Annotated in this window: 21 protein-coding genes; 11 read left to right on the forward strand and 10 right to left on the reverse strand. The window is 65.4% G+C overall.

The annotated features are described in order from the left end of the window. Positions 1-21: 21 nt before the first annotated feature. From FJW06_RS11130 to FJW06_RS11145, 4 genes are all read right to left on the reverse strand, one after another. A complete protein-coding gene (locus FJW06_RS11130) occupies positions 22-996 on the reverse strand; it encodes a PfkB family carbohydrate kinase (protein WP_140751499.1) in 975 nt (324 codons plus the stop codon). Then, positions 996-2024, reverse strand: a complete 1029-nt coding sequence (locus FJW06_RS11135; RefSeq protein ID WP_140751501.1) for an ADP-ribosylglycohydrolase family protein — start codon at positions 2022-2024, stop codon at positions 996-998. The genes FJW06_RS11130 and FJW06_RS11135 overlap by 1 nt, the downstream gene beginning before the upstream one ends. A 2-nt stretch (positions 2025-2026) precedes the next feature. Next, entirely contained in the window at positions 2027-2752 is a 726-nt protein-coding gene (locus FJW06_RS11140; RefSeq protein ID WP_140751503.1) for a GntR family transcriptional regulator, read from the reverse strand. A gap of 144 nt (positions 2753-2896) precedes the next feature. Then, the gene (locus tag FJW06_RS11145; protein ID WP_140751505.1) at positions 2897-3667 is read right to left on the reverse strand and encodes an IclR family transcriptional regulator C-terminal domain-containing protein; all 771 of its coding nucleotides are present in this window, start codon (positions 3665-3667) and stop codon (positions 2897-2899) included. A gap of 101 nt (positions 3668-3768) precedes the next feature. Between FJW06_RS11145 and FJW06_RS11150 the strand changes: the two genes are divergently transcribed. The 3 genes from FJW06_RS11150 to pcaF are packed head-to-tail and all read left to right on the forward strand — an operon-like array spanning position 3769 to position 6620. Next, entirely contained in the window at positions 3769-4623 is an 855-nt protein-coding gene (locus FJW06_RS11150; protein ID WP_140751507.1) for a CoA transferase subunit A, read from the forward strand. Further along, positions 4620-5414 carry a CoA-transferase subunit beta gene (locus tag FJW06_RS11155; protein ID WP_140751509.1) on the forward strand — a complete coding sequence of 265 codons (795 nt, stop codon included), beginning with the start codon at positions 4620-4622 and terminating at the stop codon, positions 5412-5414. Before FJW06_RS11150 ends, FJW06_RS11155 begins: the two co-directional genes overlap by 4 nt. Continuing rightward, on the forward strand, positions 5415-6620 hold the full coding sequence (gene pcaF / locus FJW06_RS11160) for a 3-oxoadipyl-CoA thiolase (protein WP_140751511.1): 1206 nt from the start codon (positions 5415-5417) through the stop codon (positions 6618-6620). A gap of 40 nt (positions 6621-6660) precedes the next feature. On the opposite strand, the gene pcaD is transcribed toward pcaF, so the two are convergent. The 6 genes from pcaD to FJW06_RS11190 all read right to left on the reverse strand — a co-directional run bounded on the left by pcaD (position 6661) and on the right by FJW06_RS11190 (position 12366). Continuing rightward, positions 6661-7458, reverse strand: coding sequence for a 3-oxoadipate enol-lactonase (gene pcaD / locus FJW06_RS11165; protein WP_140751513.1), 798 nt, complete (start codon positions 7456-7458; stop codon positions 6661-6663). A gap of 93 nt (positions 7459-7551) precedes the next feature. Then, positions 7552-8406 (reverse strand): sugar phosphate isomerase/epimerase family protein, encoded by an 855-nt coding sequence (locus FJW06_RS11170; RefSeq protein ID WP_140751515.1) that lies wholly within the window; start codon positions 8404-8406, stop codon positions 7552-7554. 1 nt (position 8407) lies between these two features. Then, entirely contained in the window at positions 8408-9184 is a 777-nt protein-coding gene (locus FJW06_RS11175; protein ID WP_041008027.1) for an ATP-binding cassette domain-containing protein, read from the reverse strand. Beyond that, positions 9181-10173 carry an ABC transporter permease gene (locus tag FJW06_RS11180; RefSeq protein WP_140751517.1) on the reverse strand — a complete coding sequence of 331 codons (993 nt, stop codon included), beginning with the start codon at positions 10171-10173 and terminating at the stop codon, positions 9181-9183. Before FJW06_RS11180 ends, FJW06_RS11175 begins: the two co-directional genes overlap by 4 nt. Before the next feature lie 66 nt (positions 10174-10239). Continuing rightward, on the reverse strand, positions 10240-11229 hold the full coding sequence (locus FJW06_RS11185; protein WP_246674576.1) for a substrate-binding domain-containing protein: 990 nt from the start codon (positions 11227-11229) through the stop codon (positions 10240-10242). A 60-nt stretch (positions 11230-11289) separates the two neighbouring features. Next, on the reverse strand, positions 11290-12366 hold the full coding sequence (locus FJW06_RS11190; protein WP_140751519.1) for a LacI family DNA-binding transcriptional regulator: 1077 nt from the start codon (positions 12364-12366) through the stop codon (positions 11290-11292). A gap of 146 nt (positions 12367-12512) precedes the next feature. Between FJW06_RS11190 and FJW06_RS11195 the strand changes: the two genes are divergently transcribed. The 8 genes from FJW06_RS11195 to FJW06_RS11230 all read left to right on the forward strand — a co-directional run bounded on the left by FJW06_RS11195 (position 12513) and on the right by FJW06_RS11230 (position 21453). Beyond that, positions 12513-13544: a hydroxyacid dehydrogenase gene (locus FJW06_RS11195; protein ID WP_140751521.1), complete on the forward strand. Its 1032-nt coding sequence runs from the start codon at positions 12513-12515 to the stop codon at positions 13542-13544. A gap of 174 nt (positions 13545-13718) precedes the next feature. Beyond that, on the forward strand, positions 13719-14933 hold the full coding sequence (locus FJW06_RS11200) for an ROK family transcriptional regulator (RefSeq protein ID WP_140751523.1): 1215 nt from the start codon (positions 13719-13721) through the stop codon (positions 14931-14933). Beyond that, positions 14930-16183: a M20/M25/M40 family metallo-hydrolase gene (locus FJW06_RS11205; RefSeq protein ID WP_246674577.1), complete on the forward strand. Its 1254-nt coding sequence runs from the start codon at positions 14930-14932 to the stop codon at positions 16181-16183. Before FJW06_RS11200 ends, FJW06_RS11205 begins: the two co-directional genes overlap by 4 nt. Before the next feature lie 35 nt (positions 16184-16218). After that, a complete protein-coding gene (locus tag FJW06_RS11210) occupies positions 16219-17277 on the forward strand; it encodes a substrate-binding domain-containing protein (protein WP_140751525.1) in 1059 nt (352 codons plus the stop codon). A 63-nt stretch (positions 17278-17340) separates the two neighbouring features. Next, positions 17341-18402, forward strand: a complete 1062-nt coding sequence (locus FJW06_RS11215; protein ID WP_246674578.1) for a substrate-binding domain-containing protein — start codon at positions 17341-17343, stop codon at positions 18400-18402. Positions 18403-18445: 43 nt separating this feature from the next. Continuing rightward, positions 18446-19417: an ABC transporter permease gene (locus tag FJW06_RS11220; protein ID WP_140751527.1), complete on the forward strand. Its 972-nt coding sequence runs from the start codon at positions 18446-18448 to the stop codon at positions 19415-19417. A gap of 12 nt (positions 19418-19429) precedes the next feature. Beyond that, entirely contained in the window at positions 19430-20629 is a 1200-nt protein-coding gene (locus tag FJW06_RS11225; RefSeq protein ID WP_140751529.1) for an alanine racemase, read from the forward strand. Between the two features lie 86 nt (positions 20630-20715). Beyond that, positions 20716-21453 carry an ATP-binding cassette domain-containing protein gene (locus FJW06_RS11230; protein WP_140751531.1) on the forward strand — a complete coding sequence of 246 codons (738 nt, stop codon included), beginning with the start codon at positions 20716-20718 and terminating at the stop codon, positions 21451-21453. Positions 21454-21487: the final 34 nt, after the last annotated feature.

A 21487-nucleotide genomic window follows, 5' to 3' on the forward strand; every position in this document is an offset into this window, starting at 1 on the left:
TTTGCCCGGTTGGCGGGCTTGTTAAGTTGCAGTCGCTTTCGCCCGGCCAGGCGCGGTCGTCGCTTCGCCGCGCTCAGTCAGGAACTCCTGGATTTCAGTGTCGGCCGGCGCCGAAGACCCGCCATGGCGAGTGACCGAAAGTGCTGCGGCCGCATTGGCGTAGCGGGCCGCCTCGCAAGGGAGCATGCCGCGCGAAAGACCATTGACGAAGGCGCCGATATGCGTATCGCCAGCCCCGTTGGTGTCGACGGCCTCCACCTCGAAACCCGGCACCGCGCGAGTGCCGCCATCGGCCATGCGCACGAGGCAGCCCTGCGCGCCGGCGCGGATGACGACGCCTTCGGCGCTGGGGCAATGTTCGGCGAGCAATCGGATGGCGACGGTCTGGGCGTCGCCGGCGCCGGCAATCTCGGCAGCCTCATTGGTGTTGCAGCTCAGCCAGGTCGTGCGCGCCAGCACCCTGTCCAGGATCGGTCGCGGAATGTCGGCGATCACCGGCGTCGGATCGAACACGAAAGGAATGCCGGCCGGCAGCGCCTCGATCCAGTGGGTCAGCGCATCGCGGCTGCCGGGATAGCTCAGCGTATAGCCCGAGGTGAAAACCCAGTCACCCGCAACGACTTGGACCGACTTCATCATGTCCGGCGTGAGCCGGCTCTCGGCGCCCGGCCAGGAGACGAAGGTGCGTTCGGCGTCGGCGCTGATCATCGCGACGCAATTGCCGCTGTCCATCGAAGGCGATGGCGGCGTCAGCGTCTCGATGCCTTCGGCCGCGAAGGCTTTGCGCAGGAAGTCTCCGTCCGGTCCAGTGCCGAGCTGGCCGCCGAACACCACCTTCATGCCGGTGCGGCTTGCCGCCACCATCATGTTGAAGCCGCCGCCGGCGACCCGCGCGTAAGCTGACGCGGTCTTTTCTGTGCCGGCCGCCGGCAGGGCATCGATGCGGTAGACATAGTCGACCACAGCGCTGCCGACATGGACGAGCCGCCCGCTCATCAGGCAACCTCCTTGCCTGGGCCGGTCTTGGAGACACGCGCGGCGACTAGGTCGCCAGCCAGCCCGCGAACCTGCGCGATGTCGATGCCATGCAGCCGGGCGATGCGATCCTGCGGCAGCTTCGACAGGCCGGCGCAGGCTCCGGCCATGCCGGCGGCAATCGCACCGATCGTGTCGGTATCGCCGCCGAGATTGGCCGCGATGACGGCAGCCCGCCATGTATCCCCTTGCGCGACCTCCAGCACCGCGAACGCGGCCGGAACCGATTCCTGGCTGGCGACGCCGGTGCCGACGAGGTCGACGATCAGCTCGATGGCTTCCTTCTCCGCCTTGCCGCGGACAAGCTCCCGCGCCCAACCGATGCGCGCGGCGATGTCGCCGCCGGTGACCCAGTGCCCGAGGGCAGCACCTAGTCTTGCGGCAGCGACCGCATGGCCGGAAGCGGCACGCCAGTCGCCGCCCGAAATGCCAAGGCTGACTGCGGCGGCAACGGCACTGGCGGAGGCTATTGCGATCGAGGTGTTGTGCGTGGCCCGGCAGGTTTCCGCGACTTTTGCGACTAGGGCATCGAGCGGCTCCGGCGGCATCATGATGCCGACCGGCGCAATGCGCATCGCCGCGCCATTGGTATCACCGCCGCGCCCGGCCTCTTCCGCGGGCACGCCGCTGTTGATGGCATCGATGGCGCGCTTGGTCGACGGTCCAAGCAGATCGTAGCTGCCGCGCGCCTTGACGTCGCGCTCCCAGTCGAGCAGCGCGTTGACCCAGCGCGGATGATCGAAGCGCTCGCCGGATTCGACAAGGATGTGGCCTAGCAGCAGCGCCTGTTCGGTGTCGTCGGTGATCGCGCCGGCCGGCAGCCCTTTCGATACCGGGTGATCGGCGGCAGGCGCGACGAAATCCTCGACATGACCGTAGAGCGCGGCGATGCGGGCCGGCGACAGAAGCTGCGTCGGCATGCCCAGCGCATCGCCCAGCGCCCCGCCGATCAGCGCGCCCATTGCCCGGTCCATCGCGTCGGCCACCATGCTCAGAACTCCAGGTGCAGCGCGAAATGCGCCGGGTTGAGCAGGCTGGTGACGAATTCGATGGCGCGTCCGTCGGCGGCGCGTGTCAGGCGGCGTGTGCGCAAGAACGGCGTGCCGGGCGCGCAGGCGAGGATCGCGGCGTCTGCCGCGCTCAACATCTCGATGTCGACCCATTCCTCGCCGTGATCGGGAACGAGCCCTGCCCCGCGCAGCGTCTGGTGCAACGAGCCCTCTCGAAGTCCGCGCAGCGGTATATCTTCCAACTCCGGCGACAGCGGCAGCCGGCTGCGCTCGATCGAGATCGCGTGGCCGTCATCGGCATTGGTGCGGGCGCGATCGACGGCGATGAAGGACGAGCTCTCGACGCCGAGCCTTGCCGCCAGTTCCGCGTCCTCAATGATCTCCAGCCGCAAGGTGCGGGTCTCGGCATTGGCGCCGGCATCGGCAAGCGCGCGCGACCAGCCGATCGCGTCGTCAACCGGCATGCCATCGAAGGTGACGAAGGAGCCGATGCCGACCTTGGTGGTGATGAGGCCGCGGCTGGAGAGTTCCTCCAGCCCCTTGCGGACCGTGTTGCGGCTGACGGAGAAGCGCTGGACGAGTTCGTTCTCGCTCTGCAGGCGGTCGCCGAAGCCGAGCAGGCCGGAGCGTATCTCATGCTCCAGAACCGTCGCGATCTGCTCGGGCTTGCCCGTGCCGGGGGTGATCTGCATCGCGCGACGGGCCATATCAATACCTGTTCAATGAACCTGTATAGTCCTGTTCAATATCGGATCTGAATTGCAACGTCAATGAAGCTTCATCGCGATTCAAGAACGGAAGGAGAGTCGGTCGCGGAATGAAAGCGGCCGCATCAGCCGCAGACGCGCCGCTTAAACGAAGAAGAACTCCTCGACGCGCTGCTTGGCCTGCCGCAACACCGGCAGGATGTCGCGCTCCATCGCCTCGACCGAGAAACGCGCCGACTGGGTCGAGACGTTGATGGCGGCGACTGTGCAGCCGGTGCGATCGACGATCGGCACCGCGATCGAGCGCAGGCCGAGCTCCAGCTCCTCGTCGACGATGGCAAAGCCATCGGTCCTTGCTTTGTCGATGGCCTTGCCGAGCGCGGCGCGGCCGATGATCGTCTTCGGCGTCCGCCGCTCGATGGACGCTTCAGCAAGGAAAGTCTTCAAGTCATCCGCCGACAGGCCGGAAAGCAGCGCCCGCCCCATCGACGTGCAATAGGCCGGCAGCCGCGCCCCGACGTCGAGCGCCACGCTCAGGATACGCCGTCCAGGGATGCGCGCGACATAAACGACGTCCTCGCCCGACAGCACCGCCGCGTTGCAGGCTTCGTCGAATTTTCCCGCCACCTCGCGCATGATGGGTGCAGCGAAGGTCCAGAGCGAGGCGCCGCCGAGCCAGGTCCGCGCCACGGTCAAAAGGCGCGGCGACAGCGAGAACAGCCGGGCGGACTGCGTCGCATAGCCCGTGGCGACCAATGTCAGCAGAAAGCGGCGGGCGCCCGCGCGGGTGAGGTCAGCCTCTTCGGCCATCTCGGTCAGCGTCATGCCGGCCGGATGGCGCGCGAGGATCTCCATCACCGTGAGGCCGCGTTCCAGCGAGCCGACGTGGTCGCGCGAAATGGATTCTTCTTCCACGCGCGCCTCCAAGCCGGCGTTGACTCAATCCAAAGGTTGGAGTTAAAAGTATCTCATACAAAACAATGGTTCGCAATACGAACTTTTCACGGAGCCTTGAGATGGTCAAGTTCCTGCCGCTGAAGGAGGCGGTCGCGGAAAATCTGCATGACGGCGAGACGGTCGCCTTCGAGGGCTTCACCCATCTGATCCCGACCGCCGCCGCGCATGAGGCGATCCGCCAGGGCTTTCGCGACCTCACTCTCATCCGCATGACGCCCGACCTGATCTACGACCAGATGATCGGCATGGGCATGGCGAGAAAGGTCGTCTTCTCCTATGTCGGCAATCCGGGCGTCGGCCTGCTCAGGCGCGCCCGTGACGCGATCGAGAACGGCTTTCCACGCGCCGTCGAGGTCGAGGAGCACAGCCATGCCGGCATGGCCAACGCTTATGAAGCTGGCGCGGCCGGCCTGCCTTGCGCGGTGTTCCGTGGCTATCGCGGCGCCGGTCTCGCCTCGGTCAACCCCAACATCAAATCGGTCACTTGCCCGTTTACCGGCGAGGTGCTGGCCGCTGTCCCGGCGATAAGGCCGGACGTCACATTCATCCATGCGCAGAAGGCGGACCGCAAAGGCAATGTACTGGTCGAGGGCATCATCGGCATCCAGAAGGAGGCCGTTCTCGCCGCAAAGCGCGCCGTGGTTACGGTCGAGGAAGTGGTCGACAATTTCGACCTCCATCCCAACCTCACCGTGCTGCCAAGCTGGACGATCGCTGCGATCTCCATCGTGCCGGGCGGCTCGCATCCCTCCTACACGCATGGCTATTACGAGCGCGACAACGCCGCCTATCTCGAGTGGGACGAGATCGCCGCCGACCGCGACCGTTTCCAGGTGTGGATCCAAAAGAACGTCATCGAGAGCAGCGCCGAGGACTTTGCCGGCCGCGTCGAGCATTTGAGGAAGGCCGCATGAGCGACGTGGGCTTCACCCCGAACGAGATGATGACGATCGCCGCCAGCCGCGCCTTGAAAAGCGACGATGTCTGCTTCGTCGGCATCGGCGCGCCGTCGGCCGCCTGCAACGTCGCGCGGCTGACCCATGCGCCCGACATCACGCTGATTTACGAGAGCGGCACCATCGGCACCGCGCCCGACGTCTTGCCGCTGTCGATCGGCGACGGTGAATTGTGCGAGACGGCCGTCACCACCGTCGCGGTGCCGGAGATGTTCCGCTACTGGCTGCAAGGCGGCCGCATCTCGATCGGCTTCCTGGGCGCCGCCCAGCTCGACAAGTTCGGCAACATCAACACCACCGTCGTCGGCGACTATGCGCATCCCAAGACCCGCCTGCCCGGCGGCGGCGGCGCGCCGGAGATCGCCACCTCGTCGAGACAGGTCTACATCACCATGGCGCAGTCGAAGCGAGGCATGGTCGAGAAGATCGACTTCTTCACCTCATTCGGCCATGGCGACGGCGGCGATCATCGCCAGCGGCTTGGCATCGACACCGCCGGGCCGACGCTTTTGATCACCGACCTCGCCATCTGGAAACCGGATCCCGTGACCAAGGAATTCACCGTGGTGTCGCTGCATCCGGGCGTCACGCGCACGCAGGTACAGGAGACCTGTGGCTGGGTCGTAAAATTCGCGGAGGCCCTTGACGAGACGCCGACGCCGACGGAACTCGAGCTGAAGACATTGCGCGACCTGCAGGCCCGCACCAAGGCGGCGCATCAAGGAACCGCCAAAGGGAAAGCTGCTTAGATGACCGAAGCCTTCATCTGCGACTACATTCGTACGCCGATCGGCCGCTTCGGCGGCGCGCTGTCCTCCATCCGCGCCGACGATCTCGGCGCCATCCCGTTGCGGGCGCTCGTGGAACGCAACAAGAGCGTCGATTGGGCCGTCATCGACGATGTCGTCTTTGGCTGCGCCAACCAGGCCGGTGAGGACAACCGCAACGTCGCGCGCATGGCGCTGCTGCTTGCCGGCTTGCCCCAGGACATTCCCGGTTCGACCGTCAACCGTCTGTGCGGTTCCGGCATGGATGCCGTCACCATCGCCGCCCGCGCCATCAAGGCTGGCGAAGCGGAGCTGATGGTCGCCGGCGGCGTCGAATCGATGAGCCGGGCGCCCTTCGTCATGCCGAAGGCCGACACCGCCTTCTCGCGCAATGCCGAGATCTACGACACCACCATCGGCTGGCGCTTCGTCAACCCGCTGATGAAGAAGCAGTATGGCGTCGATTCCATGCCGGAGACCGGTGAGAACGTCGCCGAAGATTTTTCCGTCAGCAGAGCCGACCAGGACGCCTTTGCGGCCCGCAGCCAGGACAAGGCGGTCGCAGCGCAAGAAAATGGCCGGTTGGCGAAGGAGATCACGCCGGTGACGATCGCGCAGAAAAAAGGCGATCCGATCGTCGTCGCGAAGGACGAACATCCCCGCGCCGGCACCACCATCGAGGCACTGGCCAAACTGCCGACGCCGTTCCGCCAGGGCGGCACCGTCACCGCTGGTAACGCTTCCGGTGTCAATGACGGCGCGGCCGCCCTCATTGTCGCTTCGGAAGCGGCAGCCAAGAAACATGGGCTGACGCCGATCGCCCGCATCCTCGGGGGTGCCGTCGCCGGTGTGGCGCCGCGCATCATGGGTATCGGTCCGGCGCCGGCCACGAAGAAACTTTGCGCCCGCCTTGGCCTGACGCCGCAACAGTTCGACGTCGTCGAATTGAACGAAGCCTTCGCCTCCCAAGGCATTGCCGTGCTCCGCCAACTCGGCATCGCCGAAGACGCCGCGAACGTCAATCCGAATGGCGGCGCCATCGCGCTCGGTCACCCGCTTGGCATGTCGGGGGCACGCATCACCGGCACGGCGGCGCTCGAGCTGCGCGAGCGGGGCGGCAAGCTGGCCTTGGCCACCATGTGCATCGGCGTTGGTCAGGGCATTGCCATCGCGCTGGAGCGCGTCTGAGGTCCGGCGCGGCTATGGCCTGTCCTGAACGGTGCCTATCTCACTGACCATCAAGCGAGGCGACGAAGCCTCGGATAAGAGCGGTCAGCGCTTCGGGCTGCTCGATGCCCGGGATGTGTCCCGCATTGCGGATCACCTCGAAGCGCGCGCCGGGGATCAGGTCGGCCAGCGAGCGGACCAACTCAGGCGGCGTCGAGCCGTCCAGGTCACCGACGATGCAGAGCGTCGGCACCGCAATCCGCCGGGCGCTCTCGGTGAAATCTGCGTCGCGGACCGCCATGCAGGTGCCGATATAACCCGGCAGCGCCTGCCTGGTCAGCATGTTGCGGCAGCCGGCAAGATCCGCGGCGCGCCTGGCATGGAACTCCGGCGTGAACCGCCCCTTGAGCACTGCGTCGGCGATCGCCTCGATGCCGTCGCGCCCAACGGTCGCGATGCGGCTGTTCCAGCTCTCGGCGGTGCCGATCTTGTGCGCGGTGTCGCCCAGAATCAACGCTTGGACGAGTTCGGGCCGCCGGGCACAGAGCCCTTGCGCGACCATGCCGCCGACCGACAGGCCGTAGAGCACCACCTTATTGAAACCGAAGTGATCTATAAGCGCGCTCAAATCATCGACGTGATCGTCTATCGAGCGCACCCCGCTTCCGATGTCCGAAAGCCCGTGGCCGCGCTTGTCGTAGACGAGCATCGGCATTTCACCGTTAAGCCGCGCGATGACGTCGTCCCAGATGCGGAAGTCGGTGCCCAGCGAATTGATGAAGATGATCGGGCGCGAAGTGTCCTTCGCTTCTATGTAGCGGTGGTGCAGCGCGACGCCGCCGATGCTGACGAATGGCACGATTTTCAATCCTCCGAAGCCACATTGCACGAGGTATCTGGTCCGGCAAATAGCGCCGTCCAGGCTTCGGTCTCTTGACCGCGCTACTTGATTCTATCCAAGCGTCAGCCCGGCCTTCTTCGCTTCCTCGCGCAGGAATGGCAGGCCGACCTCGATCACGTCGCGCGGATCTTCCGCCACCGGCCGCCATACGGCGAGCCCGCCGGCGATGTCGACATCGACATGGTTCATGCTTTCGAGCGTGATCGCGCCTTCGTAACCGATATCGGCGATCGCCTTCATGCAGGCCGCCCAATTGAGCATGCCTCGCCCCGGCACGCCGCGATTGGCCTCCGACACATGCACATAGCCGAGATACGGCGCCGCCGCCTCGAAGCCGGCGGCAAAACTCTCCTCCTCGATATGCATGTGGTAGGTGTCGAGATGGATGAAGATGTTATCGGCGCCGACGCGCTCGATGATGCGCGCCGCGTCGATGCCGCGGTTGATCAGATGCGTCTCGTAGCGGTTGCAGGGCTCGATGCCGAGCTTGAGGCTGCGCGCCTTCGCCGCCTTCGCCGCCCGTTCGAGGAAGCGGCACATGCCGTCGATCTCCCTTTGTGTCGGCGCCCGGCCGGTGGTCTTGCCGATCGTGCCGTAGGTGACGCCGCCCAGCGCTTCCGCACCCACCTCGTTGCAGACCTTGAAGGCCGGCTGCAGGAAGTCGATCGCCTCGTCCGGCCGCTCGACCACGTCTTGTGCGCGCGGCAGGCCGAGCGAGGGGATAAGCTGGACGCCATAGTGATTGGCGAAGCCGCGCGTGCGCTTGGTGTCGATCTCCTCGGGACGCAGCAGCGGGATCTCCATCAGGCCGATGCCGAGCTCCTTTAGCCGGTCCATCTGCGGCTCGATGCGGGCGAGGTCCCAGACAGGCGCGATGGCGAAAGTGTGCAGTCCGAACGTGTTCATGTCAGCCTCGTTGTTCATGCGCCGCCGCGGCGGCCGTATCGCCGCCGCCGACGATGCGGCTGACGACTTCGTTCATGTTGGTGTTGGCGGTGACGAGATCGGCGTCCGCCCTGCCGTGCCGTAGCACCACGATGCGGTCGGTGACCGACAGCACGTCGTTCAGCCGGTGCGAGATCAGGATGACGGCGATGCCTTCCGACTTCAGCCGCCGGATGAGGTCGAGCACGCTCTGCACCTCGCGCACGGCAAGTGCGGCCGTCGGCTCGTCCATGATGACGAGCTTCGGGTTGAAGGTGAGCGCACGCGCGATCGCCACCGTCTGCTGCTGGCCGCCGGAGAACGAACCGACCGACCGGTTTATCGACGGCAAATGCGCGCCGAGCCGCTCGATCATCTTCGACGCCTGGCGATCCATCTCGCTTTTGTCGACGAAGCCGGGAAACAGGCCGAACAAGCGCTTCGTCGGTTCACGCCCGAGGAAGATGTTGGACGCCACATCCTGCTGCTTGGCAAGCGAAAGATCCTGGTAGATCATCTCGATGCCGAGGCGGCGGCGCTGGCCGGGGTCGAGAGCAAGAATGTCCTTGCCGTCGAATTCGATCGAGCCGGTGTCGGCGCGGTAGATGCCGGTGATGGTCTTCATCAGCGTCGACTTGCCAGCGCCGTTGTCGCCGACCAGCCCGACCACCTCGCCGGCCGCGACAGAAAGGTCGACGCCGTGCAAAACATCGACCGCGCCGAAACTCTTGCGGATGCCGCGAAGCGAAAGCAGGGTCATACGCGCGACTCCTTCCGCACCTGGTACTGGTCGATGAAGACGGCGAGGATCAGCACCGCGCCGATCGCCATCTGCTGATAGTAGGATTGCACGGCAAGCAGCGTCAGCCCGTTCTGCAACACGCCCATGATCAGCGCGCCGATCATCGTGCCGAGGATCGAGGCGCGGCCGCCGAACAGGTTGGTGCCGCCGATGATAGCGGCCGTGATGGCGGTGAGTTCGTAATTGATGCCGGCGGTTGGATCGCCGGCGTTGACGCGGGCGGTGAAGAGCAGACCCGCGAGGCCGGCCAGCGCGCCCGACAGCGTGTAGATGATGCGGCGGTGATGCTCGACCCGGATGCCCGCCGCGCGGGCAGCACCTTCGCTATCCCCGAGCGCCAGTGTGTGGCGTCCGAAGCGAGTATAGGCAAGCACCGCATGCGCGACGATCGCCGTCAGCACGAAGATGATGACCGGCATCGGAATGCCGAAGGGCCTGCCCTGCCCGATAAAGACGATCTCGGGCGGCAGTCCGTAGATCGCCCTGCCCTGCGAGATGACCAGCGCCAGCCCGCGCGCCAGGCCCAGCATGCCGAGCGTGACGATGAAGGCCGGCACGAAGGCGCGAGTGACCAATTGCCCGTTGATGTAGCCGGCGATCGCGCCGGCAAGGATACAGGCGATCACTGCCAGCACCGATGGCCAACCGAGATTGACGGCGACGAAGGCGCCGGCGACACCGGCAAGGCCCATCACCGAGCCGAGCGACAGATCGAGCCCACCCGAGCCGATGACGAAGGTGGCGGCGATCGCCAGCACGCCGATCGTCGACGTCGCGAGCAGGATGTTGAGGAAATTGCTGAGCGACAGGAAATAGGGCGACAGGAGCGCCATCGCCGTGCTCAGCGCCAAAAGCACCACCAGCGACTCCAGCCTGATGTGGAGCCTTTCGACGGATGCGCGCTGCACCCGAGCCCAGAAGCCGGGCTGCGTCGTTTCGGAAGCCATCTTGCCTCGCTGTTCGCAAAAAGTTGGCTGGCGCAGGGTAGACCCGCGCCAGCCTGTCCGGGAGGACTATTTCACATATTGCAGCATCGGCTCCTTGCCGGCGTCGAGCACGTCCTTGGTCAGCACCAAAGTCGGCACGGCAATGCTTTCCGGAACCTTCTCGCCGGCCAGCGCCTTCTTGACGTTCTCCACCGCCTGCTTGCCGACAAGATAGGGAAGCTGCGCCACCGAGGCGTTGAGCCGGCCTTCCTTGATCGACTTCACCGCGTCCGAATTGCCGTCGACGCCGATGATCGTCACCTGCGGGCCCTTGCCGGCCGCATAGACCGACTCCACCGCGCCGAGCGCCATGCCGTCATTGGCGCAGAAGATGGCAACGAGATCAGGGTGCGCCGTCAGCGTGTCGGTGGCGATCGAGGCGGCCTTGCCGCGGTCCCAGTCGCCCGGCAGTGAGGCGACGATCTGGAGTCCTGGCGCCAGTTCCTTCAGCTTGTCGGCAAAGCCCTTGGCGCGCTTCTCGCCGGTGATGTTGCCCGAGAGGCCCTCGATGACCAGCACCGGACCCTTGGCGTCCTTGCCAAGCTTGTTGGCGAGATATTCCGCACCCTGCGCGCCGGCGGCGATGTTGTCGGAGCCGATATGGAAGGTGACCTTGACGCCTTCCTTGTCGAGCACCGCCTGGTCGAGATTGTTGTCGAGATCGACGATCTTGATGCCGGCGTCCTGCGCCGACTTCAGGCAGGGCAGAAGATTGGTCGAGTTAATGGCGGCGGTGATCATCGCCACCGGCTTGCGCTCCAGCATCGTGTTGCACAGGTTGAGCTGCGGTTCGGCCGCCTGGTCGCTCTCGGCCGCCTGCTGGAAATATTTCACCCCGGCTTCCTTTGCGCCATCCGCGACGCCTTGCGCCATCGCGCCCCAGAACGGGTTGGCCAGCGTCTTCATCAGCACGCCATATTCACCGTCCTCGGCCCTGGCGGCGCCGACGGCGCAAAATGCAAGCGCGACGCCTATGGCAAGTGTAAATCGATTTACCTTCAAGAAATGCGATATCATTCGTTCCTCCGTCCGTTCTTTGGCGCCGGAGCCGCGGCCAGGGCCGGCGCATGTTTCCGCTCACGACAATGGGGGCTGTTGTCGGTCTCCTCCCCCGGAATGCGGGCCGCTGCCTGGCGAGCCAACGGATTCCCGCATCAACACCTGGCAGGATTCGAGCCGCGCCACGGGCGGTCCCACAGCACCTTCGACCCTGCGAAACAAAAGGTCCATTGCCTCGCCGGCGATCTGCCGCACCGGCTGCACCACGGCCGCGATCGCCGGCCATGTCACCTGCATCCATTCGGCGTCGTCAAAGCCGACCAGCGAGATATCGTCCGGACAATGCCAGCCGCGGCGGCGGAATTCCGACAGCGCGACAAGCGTGCCCTTCAAAAGCAGCGAATAGACGGCGGTCGGCCGCTCGCCTCGCCCGAAATAGTCGCGCAGCGAGGATCGCAGCGGCTCGACGCTGACTTCCGATGTGATCACGTCGATACGGATGGACGGGTCGAGCGCCAGCGCCTGGGTGCGAAAACCTTCCAGGCGAGCGCGCACGGTTGCCGCTCCTTCGGCGAGACCGATGATCAGGATGTGCTTGTGGCCCTTGCCGACCAGCATCCGTGCAACCTCGGCGCTGGCGGCGGCGCTGTCGGCCGAAACAGTATCGAAGGCGTCATCCGAGAGCACGCGGTCGATCAGCACGCCGGTCATGCCGTGGGCTTTCATGAAGGCGGCCGCCGGCCCGTGCTCATTGCGCACCGGCGCCAGCACCACGCCGGCGACGCGCCAGTCATGCATGCGGGCAAGGATCTCTTTCTCGCGTGCCTCCGATTCACGGCTCGAGGCCGCGACCAGCGTGTAACCGCGCTGCTCAGCAAGGCCCTCCAGTTCGGTGACCATCGAGCCGAAGAACTCGCTTTCGAATTCCGGCATGATGGCGCCGATGATGCGGCGCTTGGCCCTGCGCATGTCGGACGCCAATGGATCGACGCGATAGCCCAGGCGTTCGACGGCATCGAAGACGCGCTGCGCGTTTTCAGGTTTCACCGTGGTGACGCCGGCCAGCACCTTGGAGACGGTGGCCGCGGACACGCCGGCATGGCTTGCCACGTCGTGGATCGACGGACGCCTTTGCCGGGCTTCCTGTTGCGCCATTGACTTCCTCCCGAGGGCAGGCAGCCGATCAGCCACCTCACCACTCCAATCGATAAATCGATTTTTCGTTCTTGTAAATCGTTTCACCGGGAGTAAGACTGGAAAGAAGTGATTGACGCGATCCAATCGTGTCCCGGGAGGAAAACATGTCCGACAACACCTTGCCGCTGGTGATCAGCGCACCCGAACCGCGCACGCTCGACCTGATCTTCACGCCGCCGCAACTAGCACGCCTGCGTAGCCACTATCGCATTGTCGAGACCACGCCGGAAGACGTTTCCGCCCTACCCGCCGAAACTTTGGCCGAGGCGCGTTACATCATCGGCCAACCGCCGATTTCATCCGAAACGCTGGAAAAGCTGAAGGCGCTGCGCTGCATCTTCAACGTCGAGACCAACCTCCTCAACAACATGCCCTATGAGACGCTGTTCGCACGCGGCATCCATGTCGTTACCACCGGGCTGGTCTTTGCCGAACCGGTGGCGGAGCTTGGCCTCGCCATGGCGCTGAACCTGGCGCGCAACATTGTCGACGCAGACCTCGCTTTCCGGCAGGGCAAGGAATTGTGGGGCGGCGACGGCAACCAGACTGCGCGGCTTCTCTCCGGCGCCGATGTGGGCATCATCGGCTTCGGCGACCTCGGCCGCGCGCTCAACCGCCTGCTGACCGGTTTTCGGACCCGCACCAAGGTTTATGATCCATGGCTGCCGCCCTCGATCCTGGCCGACAATGGCGTCGAGCCGGCCTCGCTGGACAAGGTGCTGTCGCAAAGCGATTTCGTTTTCGTCGTCGCTTCCGTCACCAGCGAGAACCAGGGCTTTCTGGGCGCCGATGCCTTTGCCAGGATGCGCAAGAGCGCGGCCTTCATCCTGCTCAGCCGCGCCGGCGTCGTCGATTTCCCGGCGCTGATGGAAGCGGTGAGGAGCGGCCATATCGTTGCCGCCAGCGATGTCTTCCCCGAAGAGCCGCTGGCCAAGGACCATCCCGTGCGCGCCCTCCCCGGCTTCCTGCGTTCGGCGCATCGCGCCGGCGCGCTCGACATCGCCTTCAAGCGCATGGGCGACATGGTGCTGGAAGACATGGACCTCATCGACCGCGGCCTGCCGCCGTTGCGCTCCAAGCGCGCCGAACGCGAGACGGTCTCGCGCATGCGCTCCAAGCCGGTTGACAGGAACTGAGCTCCAACAACGTGCCTGGCCGAAGAGCGCCGCACGCAATTTGCCAGGCGTCTCCAGATGCCGCCGGGCTGCATTGGCGTGGCGGCCCCTCTCCGCAACATCGCTAAACAAGATCGTTGACAGCCAGTATTTCGGCCAATAAGTTCGGTGACAGAACGAATTAATCGAGGCGTTGTGAGCGACCTGCCGCGTATTTCCCGCCAGTTCTCCCAGCGGTCCGTCATGGAAGCGATCGTCCAGGGCGGGCCGATCTCGCGGGCCTCGATCTCCAAGCTCACCGGGCTGTCGAAGCAGACGATATCGGAAATCGTACGCGGGCTCGAGCAGGAAGGCTGGGTGCAGGAGACAGGCCGCACCAGCGGCCATGTCGGGCGCACCGCGGTCACCTATGAGCTCGTGCACGACGCCGCCTACATCATCGCCGTCGACCTGGGCGGGACCAAGGTGCGGGTGGCGCTGACCGACCTCACCTGCCGGATCTTCGCCGAGGCGGCGACGCCGACCGATCCGCGCGGCGGCCAGTTCGTCATCGACCAGATCGCAGCACTTGCTTTCCGGGCCGCTACCCGGGAGCGCATTCCGCGCAAGAAGATCCGCCTTGCGGTCATCGGCGCGCCGGGGGCACCCGACCCCGCGACCGGCCGCATTCTGCTCGCGCCCAACATTGCCGGTTTCGATGCCATGAATGTGCTCGACGCGTTCGAGAAGGCGCTCGGCGTCGCGGTGATGATCGAGAATGACGTCAATCTCGCCGTGCTCGGCGAGAATTGGCTGGGCCAGGGCCAGGGCATCGACAACCTTGCCTATATCGCGCTGGGCACCGGCGTCGGCGGCGGCCTGATGCTGGGCGGCCATCTGGTGCGCGGCGCCACCCGTGCGGCGGGTGAAATCGGCTTTATGCCGATCGGCGCCGATCCGTTCGCGGCGGAATCGCTGCGCACCGGCGCGTTCGAGCGGGCGGTGGCGACCCATGCGATAACCGAACGCTACAGCTCCCTGACCGGCATGCAGGTCACGGTTCCCGCGATCTTCGAGAATGCGGCTGCAGGCGACGAGGCAGCGCTTACCGTGCTCGACGAAACGGCGCGTTATCTGGCGCAAGGCATTGCGGCGATCGCCGCCGTCGCCAATCCCGAAAAGGTCATACTGGGAGGTTCGATAGGCCTCAGGCCGGAGATCCTCTCGCGCGTCAAGGCCCTGATACCGCTGTGCTTCCCCTACCCCGTCACCGTCGAGGCCGGCGAGCTGGGTGCGCGGGCGGCACTCATCGGCGCGGCCGCCATCGGTCTCGGCCAGTTGCACAACACGCTGTTCGGCGTCGACGCGCCGGACGGCCGGATTTCGCTTCCCACCGCCCAGGCGGCTGCCTTGAAGGAGGTTGTGCTGTGACCAGCGATATCATGACCAGGCTGCGAGCCGCTCTCGATACCGACCAGGCGCTGGCGCTGTTCAGGGGCGCGATCGGCCGCGAAAGCATCACCGGCAACGAGGCGAATGTCGTCGGCTTTCTCGAAGCTAAAATGCGCGAGCTGGGACTGAGCGGCCTGAGCCGCGCGGATTTCCTGCCCGGCAGGCCGAACATCTGGGGCGAACTCAAGGGTGCCGGCGGTGGCAAGCGCCTGCTCTTCATCGGCCACACCGACACCGTTCATGTCGACGGCTGGCGCGAGCACTGGGCGGGGACCGAGCGGGAGGACCCGTTCGGCGCGCCCATCCTTGACGGGGCGGTCTGGGGCCGCGGCTCCGGCGATCTCAAGGCCGGCATCACCGCTTCCCTGGCGGCGCTCTCGTTGCTCGACAAGGCCGGCATCCGCCTCAATGGCGATGTGGCCTTCGCTTTTATCGGCGACGAGGAGAGCGGCCAGCCCGGCACCGGCGTCTCCGCCGGCATCAAGCATTTCGTCGGCCGCATCGAGGCAGGCGAGGTCGCGGCGCCCGATTTCACCGTCTACGTCGAGCCGACCCGGCTTGCCGTCTACGCCGCGCAGATCGGCTTCTTCATCACCGACATCACGATTACCGGCAAGTCGGCCTATTTCGGCGTGCCGGAGCTTGGCAAGGATGCCTTGCGCGCCGCCCATGCCGCCATGACGGCGCTGTGGAAGCACTCGGACGAAGCGGCCGCCCGCGCCGAGCACAAGCTCACCGGGCGCGGCTTCCTGCTGATCACCGGCCTCGCCGGCGGCGGCTATATCGCCGTGCCCGAGCGATGCACGCTGTCGCTGATCCGCAAGCTCCTGCCGGGCGAGGACCTCGACAAAGCCGCCGCCGAGATCGAGGCCGCGGTGCGCGGCGCCATCACCGATCCCGAGATCACCGTGGAGTTCGCCTATCCGGCCGGCCGCGACCACCGGCTGGGCGGCACCGCCGCCGAGATCGATGAGACGCGCGCCGAAGTCGCCCTGCTTTCGCAGTCGATGGCGGGCGCCATGGGCGGACGCGGCGTGATCGAGGGCGCGCCCTTCTGGTCGGAATCGTCGTTCTTCGTCAATCGGTTGGGCATTCCCGCCGTCTATTGCGCGCCGGGCGACATCCGCAACTGCCACACTTTCGATGAGCACGTCGATGTCGAGGAATACCTCGCCGGCATCGTCGGCTTCGCAACCTTCATGGCCCGCTATTGCGGCGTGGCCGACTGAACGACCAACGAAGAAGAAAATGGGAGACTAAAAACATGCTGATGAAGAAATGGATTGCCGTCTTGGCCGGCGGATTGATGCTCGCCGCCGGCGTGGCTCACGCACAGACGGTCGGACCGCAGGGCGAGACCGCCACCCCGAGTTCCGGCCTGACGCTGAGCGATGCCGACATCGCGGCGCTGAAGGACAAGGGCTATAAGGCGGCCCTGTTGTGGCACACCTCTTCCGACTTCACCAATGCAGTGACCGCCGGCGCCACCGACGAGTTCGCCCGCGCCGGTATCTCGATCGCGGTCAAGACCGATGCGCAGTTCGACGCCGCCCGCCAGCGCAGCGACATCGAGACCGCGCTTGCCGCCAAGCCGAACGTCATCCTGGCCCTGCCGCTCGACCCCGTCACCTCCGCTGAGGCCTTCCGCCAAGCGGTCAAGGACGGCGTCAAGCTGGTGTTCCTGTCCAACCTGCCCAAGGATTACAAGCAAGGCACCGACTACGCCTCGATCGTCACCGACGATCTCTACCAGATGGGCAAGCAGGCGGCCGACGCCATGGCCAAGGCCATCGGCGGCAAGGGCAAGGTCGGCTACATCTTCCACGACGCCAACTATTACGTCACCAACCAGCGCGACCAGTCCTTCAAGAAGACCATCGAGAAGGACTACCCCGATATCAAGATCGTCGCCGAACAGGGCATTTCCGACCCGGCCCGCGCCGAAGAACTGGCCAATGCCATGCTGCTGCAGCATCCCGATCTCGACGGCATCTACGTGACCTGGGCCGAGCCGGCTGACGGGGTGCTTTCCGCGCTGCGCGGTGCCGGCAACACCCACACTAAGATCGTCACGCTCGACCTCGCCGAGCCGGTCGCGCTCGACATGGTCAAGGGCGGCAATGTCGCCGCGCTTGTCGCCGACAAGGCCTATGAGCTCGGCCGCGCCATGGCCGCCTCCGGCATGAAGTCGCTGCTTGCCCAGCAGACGCCGGCCTTCGTCGTCGCACCGGCGCTGACGGTGACCAAGGAGAACGTCTCCCAGGGCTGGAAGGACTCGCTCAACCGCGACGCGCCGCAGTCGGTGCTCGACGCGGCGAAGTGAAGCCGACGCCCCGGCCCGGCTTGCCGGCCGGGGCTCTCTTCCTGAACAAAAAGGGTAACCGACATGCGCAAAGCATTTGGTATCATGACCGTATTGGCGAGCCTGTTCGCCGCTTACGCCTTCGCCGCCGAAGGCGTTACCACCGGCCCGAACGGCGAGAAGCCGGTTCCGGCGGCTTCTCTGACGCTGTCGGCGGCGCAAGAGCAGCAGATCAAGGACGGCAAGTTCACCGCGGCCCTCGTCTGGCACGAGATGAGCGAGTACACCAACGCCGTCAACGCAGGCGCGCGCGACGAGTTCAAGCGTCTCGGCATCGAGGTGGTGGCACAGACCGACGCCGGTTTCGACGCCGCTCGCCAGAAGGCCGATGTCGAGACGGTGATGGCCAAGAAGCCGTCGATCATCCTGTCGCTGCCGGTCGACCCGGCGACCGCGGCTTCCGTCTACGATCCGGCCCGCCAGGCCGGCGTCAAGCTCGGCTTCGTCGACAATTGCCCGACCGGCTACAAGCAGGGCACGGACTACGTCACGATCGTCTCCGACGACCTTTTCCAGATGGGCAACAAGGCCGGCATCGCCATGGCCGAGGCGCTCGGCAAGAAGGGCAAGGTCGGCTACATCTTCCACGACGCCGATTTCTACGTCACCAACCAGCGCGACGGCGCCTTCAAGAAGACCATCGAGCAGGACTATCCCGACATGAAGATCGCCGCCGAGGCCGGCATGGCCGATCCGGCGCGCAGCGAGGATATCGCGCAGGCGATGATCACCCAGCACCCGGACCTCGACGGCATCTATGTCACCTGGGCCGAGCCGGCGCTCAGCGTGCTCTCCGCGCTGCGCGCCGCCGGCAACACGCACACCAAGATCGTCACCCTCGACCTCAATGAACCGGCCGCGCTCGACATGGTCAAGGGCGGCAACATCGCCGCCCTTGTCGCCGACGAGGCCTATTCCATCGGCGTGACGCTGGCGCGCGCCTCGGCGGGTTCCCTGGTCGGGCTCAAGGCCGAGCCTTTCTACGCGGTCGATTCCATCGCCGTCACCAAGGAGACGGTGAAGGACGGCTGGAAGAAGTCGCTCAACAAGGATGTGCCCGCGACCATCGCGGACGCCATGAAGTAAACGGCATGGCAGGCTGCGAAGCACGCACCATCGGAGATCGAACATGACCAGCGCCAACACCGGCACCGAGGTGGGCAGCTTCGTCAGCCGCTTCAATCTGCAGCAATATGTCGTCTATCTCGGCTTCCTGGCGATCTTCCTGTTCTTCGCCTTCATGCTGAGTGACAGCGGCTTCCTCACCGTCCGCAACCTCTCCAACATCGTGCTGCAGACGGCGCCGGTAACGATCATGGCGATCGGCCTCGTCTTCGTCATGTCGGCCGGCGAGATCGACCTTTCGATCGGCTCGATCGTGGCGGTATCGGCGCTTGCCGCCGCCGTCACCATCGCTTCCTACGGGATGGCGGCGGGCATCGTCGCCGGCCTGGGCGCCGGTATCCTGATCGGCCTCATCAACGGCGCGCTGGTTGCCTATGTCAGGCTGCCGTCCTTCCTGGTGACGCTGGCGACGATGGGCCTGTTCGCCGGGGTCTCGCGCTCGATGACCGATCTGCGCTCGATCTCGGTCACCAACGGGGCCTTCACGGGTTTCTTTGGGTCCGGCTCGCTGCTCGGCGTCCCCTCCCTGATCTGGTGGACGGTCATTGCCATCGCCGCCGGCCACCTCGTCTACCGCGAGACGCGTTTCGGCGCGCATGTGCTGGCGACCGGTGACAATGCCCGCGCGGCCAGCGTTTCAGGCATCAGCGTGCCGAAAATCAGGCTCGCCGTGCTCACCATCAGCGGCGGGCTCGCGGGGCTTGCCGGCCTGCTTTACGCGGGGCGCCTGCAGGCGGCGAAATACACGCTTGGCGAGACCGATCTGATGACGGTCATCGCCGCCGTCATCGTCGGCGGCACGCTGCTCAATGGCGGCAAGGGCTCGATCGTCGGCGCCCTCGTCGGCTCGCTGATGATGGGCATGTTGAACAACGGGCTGATCCTGATGGGCCTTTCGGTCTCCGACCAGATGATCGTGCGCGGCCTGATCATCCTCACCGCCGTCGCCGTGTCGCTGCGCGATAAATCCCGCTGAAGGAATCCTTCCATGTTTCTCGACGTTCTGCGCCGCCGCAACCCCGGCTTCATCGAAGCGGCGATCGGTCTTCACCAGCAGGGCAAGCTGCCGGCCAACGCCTATGTGCTCGATCTCGACACGGTGGAGCACAACGCCAAGGTTCTCAAGGGCGAAGCCGACCGGTTGGGCCTGAAGATCTTTGCCATGACCAAGCAGGTCGGCCGCTCGAGCTCGTTCTGCAAGGCGGTGATGCGCGGCGGCATCGAGCGCGCTGTCGCGGTCGACATGGCTTGCGCGCGTGCCACCCACAAAGCCGGTATGAAACTCGGCCATCTCGGCCATCTGCAGCAGATCGCGAAATTCGAAGCCGACGCGGCGGCATGGACCTTCAAGCCGGACTACTGGACAGTCTTCAACGACACCAAGGCCGAGCAAGCAGGCAAGGGCGCCAAGGCGGCCGGCTATGTCCAGGACCTGCTCGCGCGCATCGCCGCCGAAGGCGACATCTTCTACCGCGGCCATGAAGGCGGCTTCGACGCCGGCAAAATTGTCGCCGTCGCCGACCGGCTCGATGCCGTCCCGGGCGGCCGCTTCGCCGGCATCACCACCTTCCCCGCCCTGCTCTTCGACCATGCCGCGCGAAAAGTGTTGCCAACGCCCAATCTGGCGACGCTGAGCAAGGCAGCCGAGGTGCTCGCCAAGGCCGGCCGCGGGGAGATCGAAATCAACGCGCCGGGCACCACGTCGAGCGTCATGCTGGCCGCGCTGGCGGAAGCCGGGGCCACGCAGTGCGAACCGGGCAACGGCCTGCACGGCACCACGGCGCTGCATGTCATGGAAGACCTGCCGGAACTGCCTGCCGTGCTCTACCTCACCGAAGTGTCGCATCTGTCAGGCGGCAAGGCCTACTGCTTCGGCGGCGGCTTCTACATCGACCCCATCTTCCCGAACTATGACGTCAAGGCGATCGTCTCGGCTGAGCCGACCACCGCCGCGTCAGCTCTCAAAAGCGTCGAAGTGCCGCCGCCGTCGGCGATCGACTACTACGCCATGATCGACGCTTCCGGCACTAAGGCGCCAAGGCCTGGCGACAGCGCCGTCTTCGGCTTCCGCGGCCAGGCCTTCGTCACCCGCGCCTATGTCGTCGGCGTCTCAGGCATCTCGAAGGGCAAGCCAGTGGTCGAAACCATCGAGAACGGCTTCGGCGAGCCCTATGCCTGGCCCGTCTAGAGCATGATCCCAAACCGAAGGACCGCGTCAGCGAAAAGCGGGAACCAGTTTTCGGACAAGATCATGCTCCAACGAAGGAGATCACGATGAGCGCCCCCATCCTTCAGCTTCAGGACATCCGTAAGAACTTCGGCGGCATCACCGCGATCGAGAATTTCTCGCTCGAGGTCTTTCCGGGCGAGATCGTCGCCCTTGTCGGCGACAACGGCGCCGGCAAGTCGACGCTGGTCAAGATCATCTCCGGCGTGCATACGCCTTCCTCGGGCACGATCATGATCGAGGGCAAGCCAGTGACGATGTCGAACGCCACCATGGGGCGCGCGCACGGCATCGAGGTCGTCTACCAGGATCTCGCTTTGGCCGACCAGCAGACGGTCTATATGAACATGTTCCTCGGCCGCGAGCCGCTGAACCGCTTTGGCCTGCTCGACCGCCGCCGCATGATCGACGAGACGGAGAAGCTGGTGAAGGAGCTCGACGTGCGCATTCCTTCCGCGCACGCCACGATCCGCGACCTCTCCGGCGGTCAGCGCCAGGGCGTCGCGATAGCCAGGGCGACCCACTGGGCGAGCAAGTTGATCTTGCTCGACGAGCCCACCGCCGCGCTCGGCGTCGCCGAGACCGCCAAGGTGGAGGCGATCGTCCAGTCGCTCAAGCAGCGCAATGTCGGCATCCTGATCATCAGCCACAGCCTCGACCAGGTGTTCAAGCTGTCGGACCGCATCTGTGTCCTGAGGCGCGGCAAGCAGATCGGCGTGCGCGAGACGAAGAAGACCGACAAGAACGAGATCATCGCCATGATTACCGGCCTGCAGCAGCAGTAGCCGGATAGAGCAATTCCAGGAAAAGTGCGCAACG

It is taken from the genome of Mesorhizobium sp. B4-1-3 (genome assembly GCF_006439355.1).
In the GTDB taxonomy this organism is placed as follows: Bacteria; Pseudomonadota; Alphaproteobacteria; order Rhizobiales; family Rhizobiaceae; genus Mesorhizobium.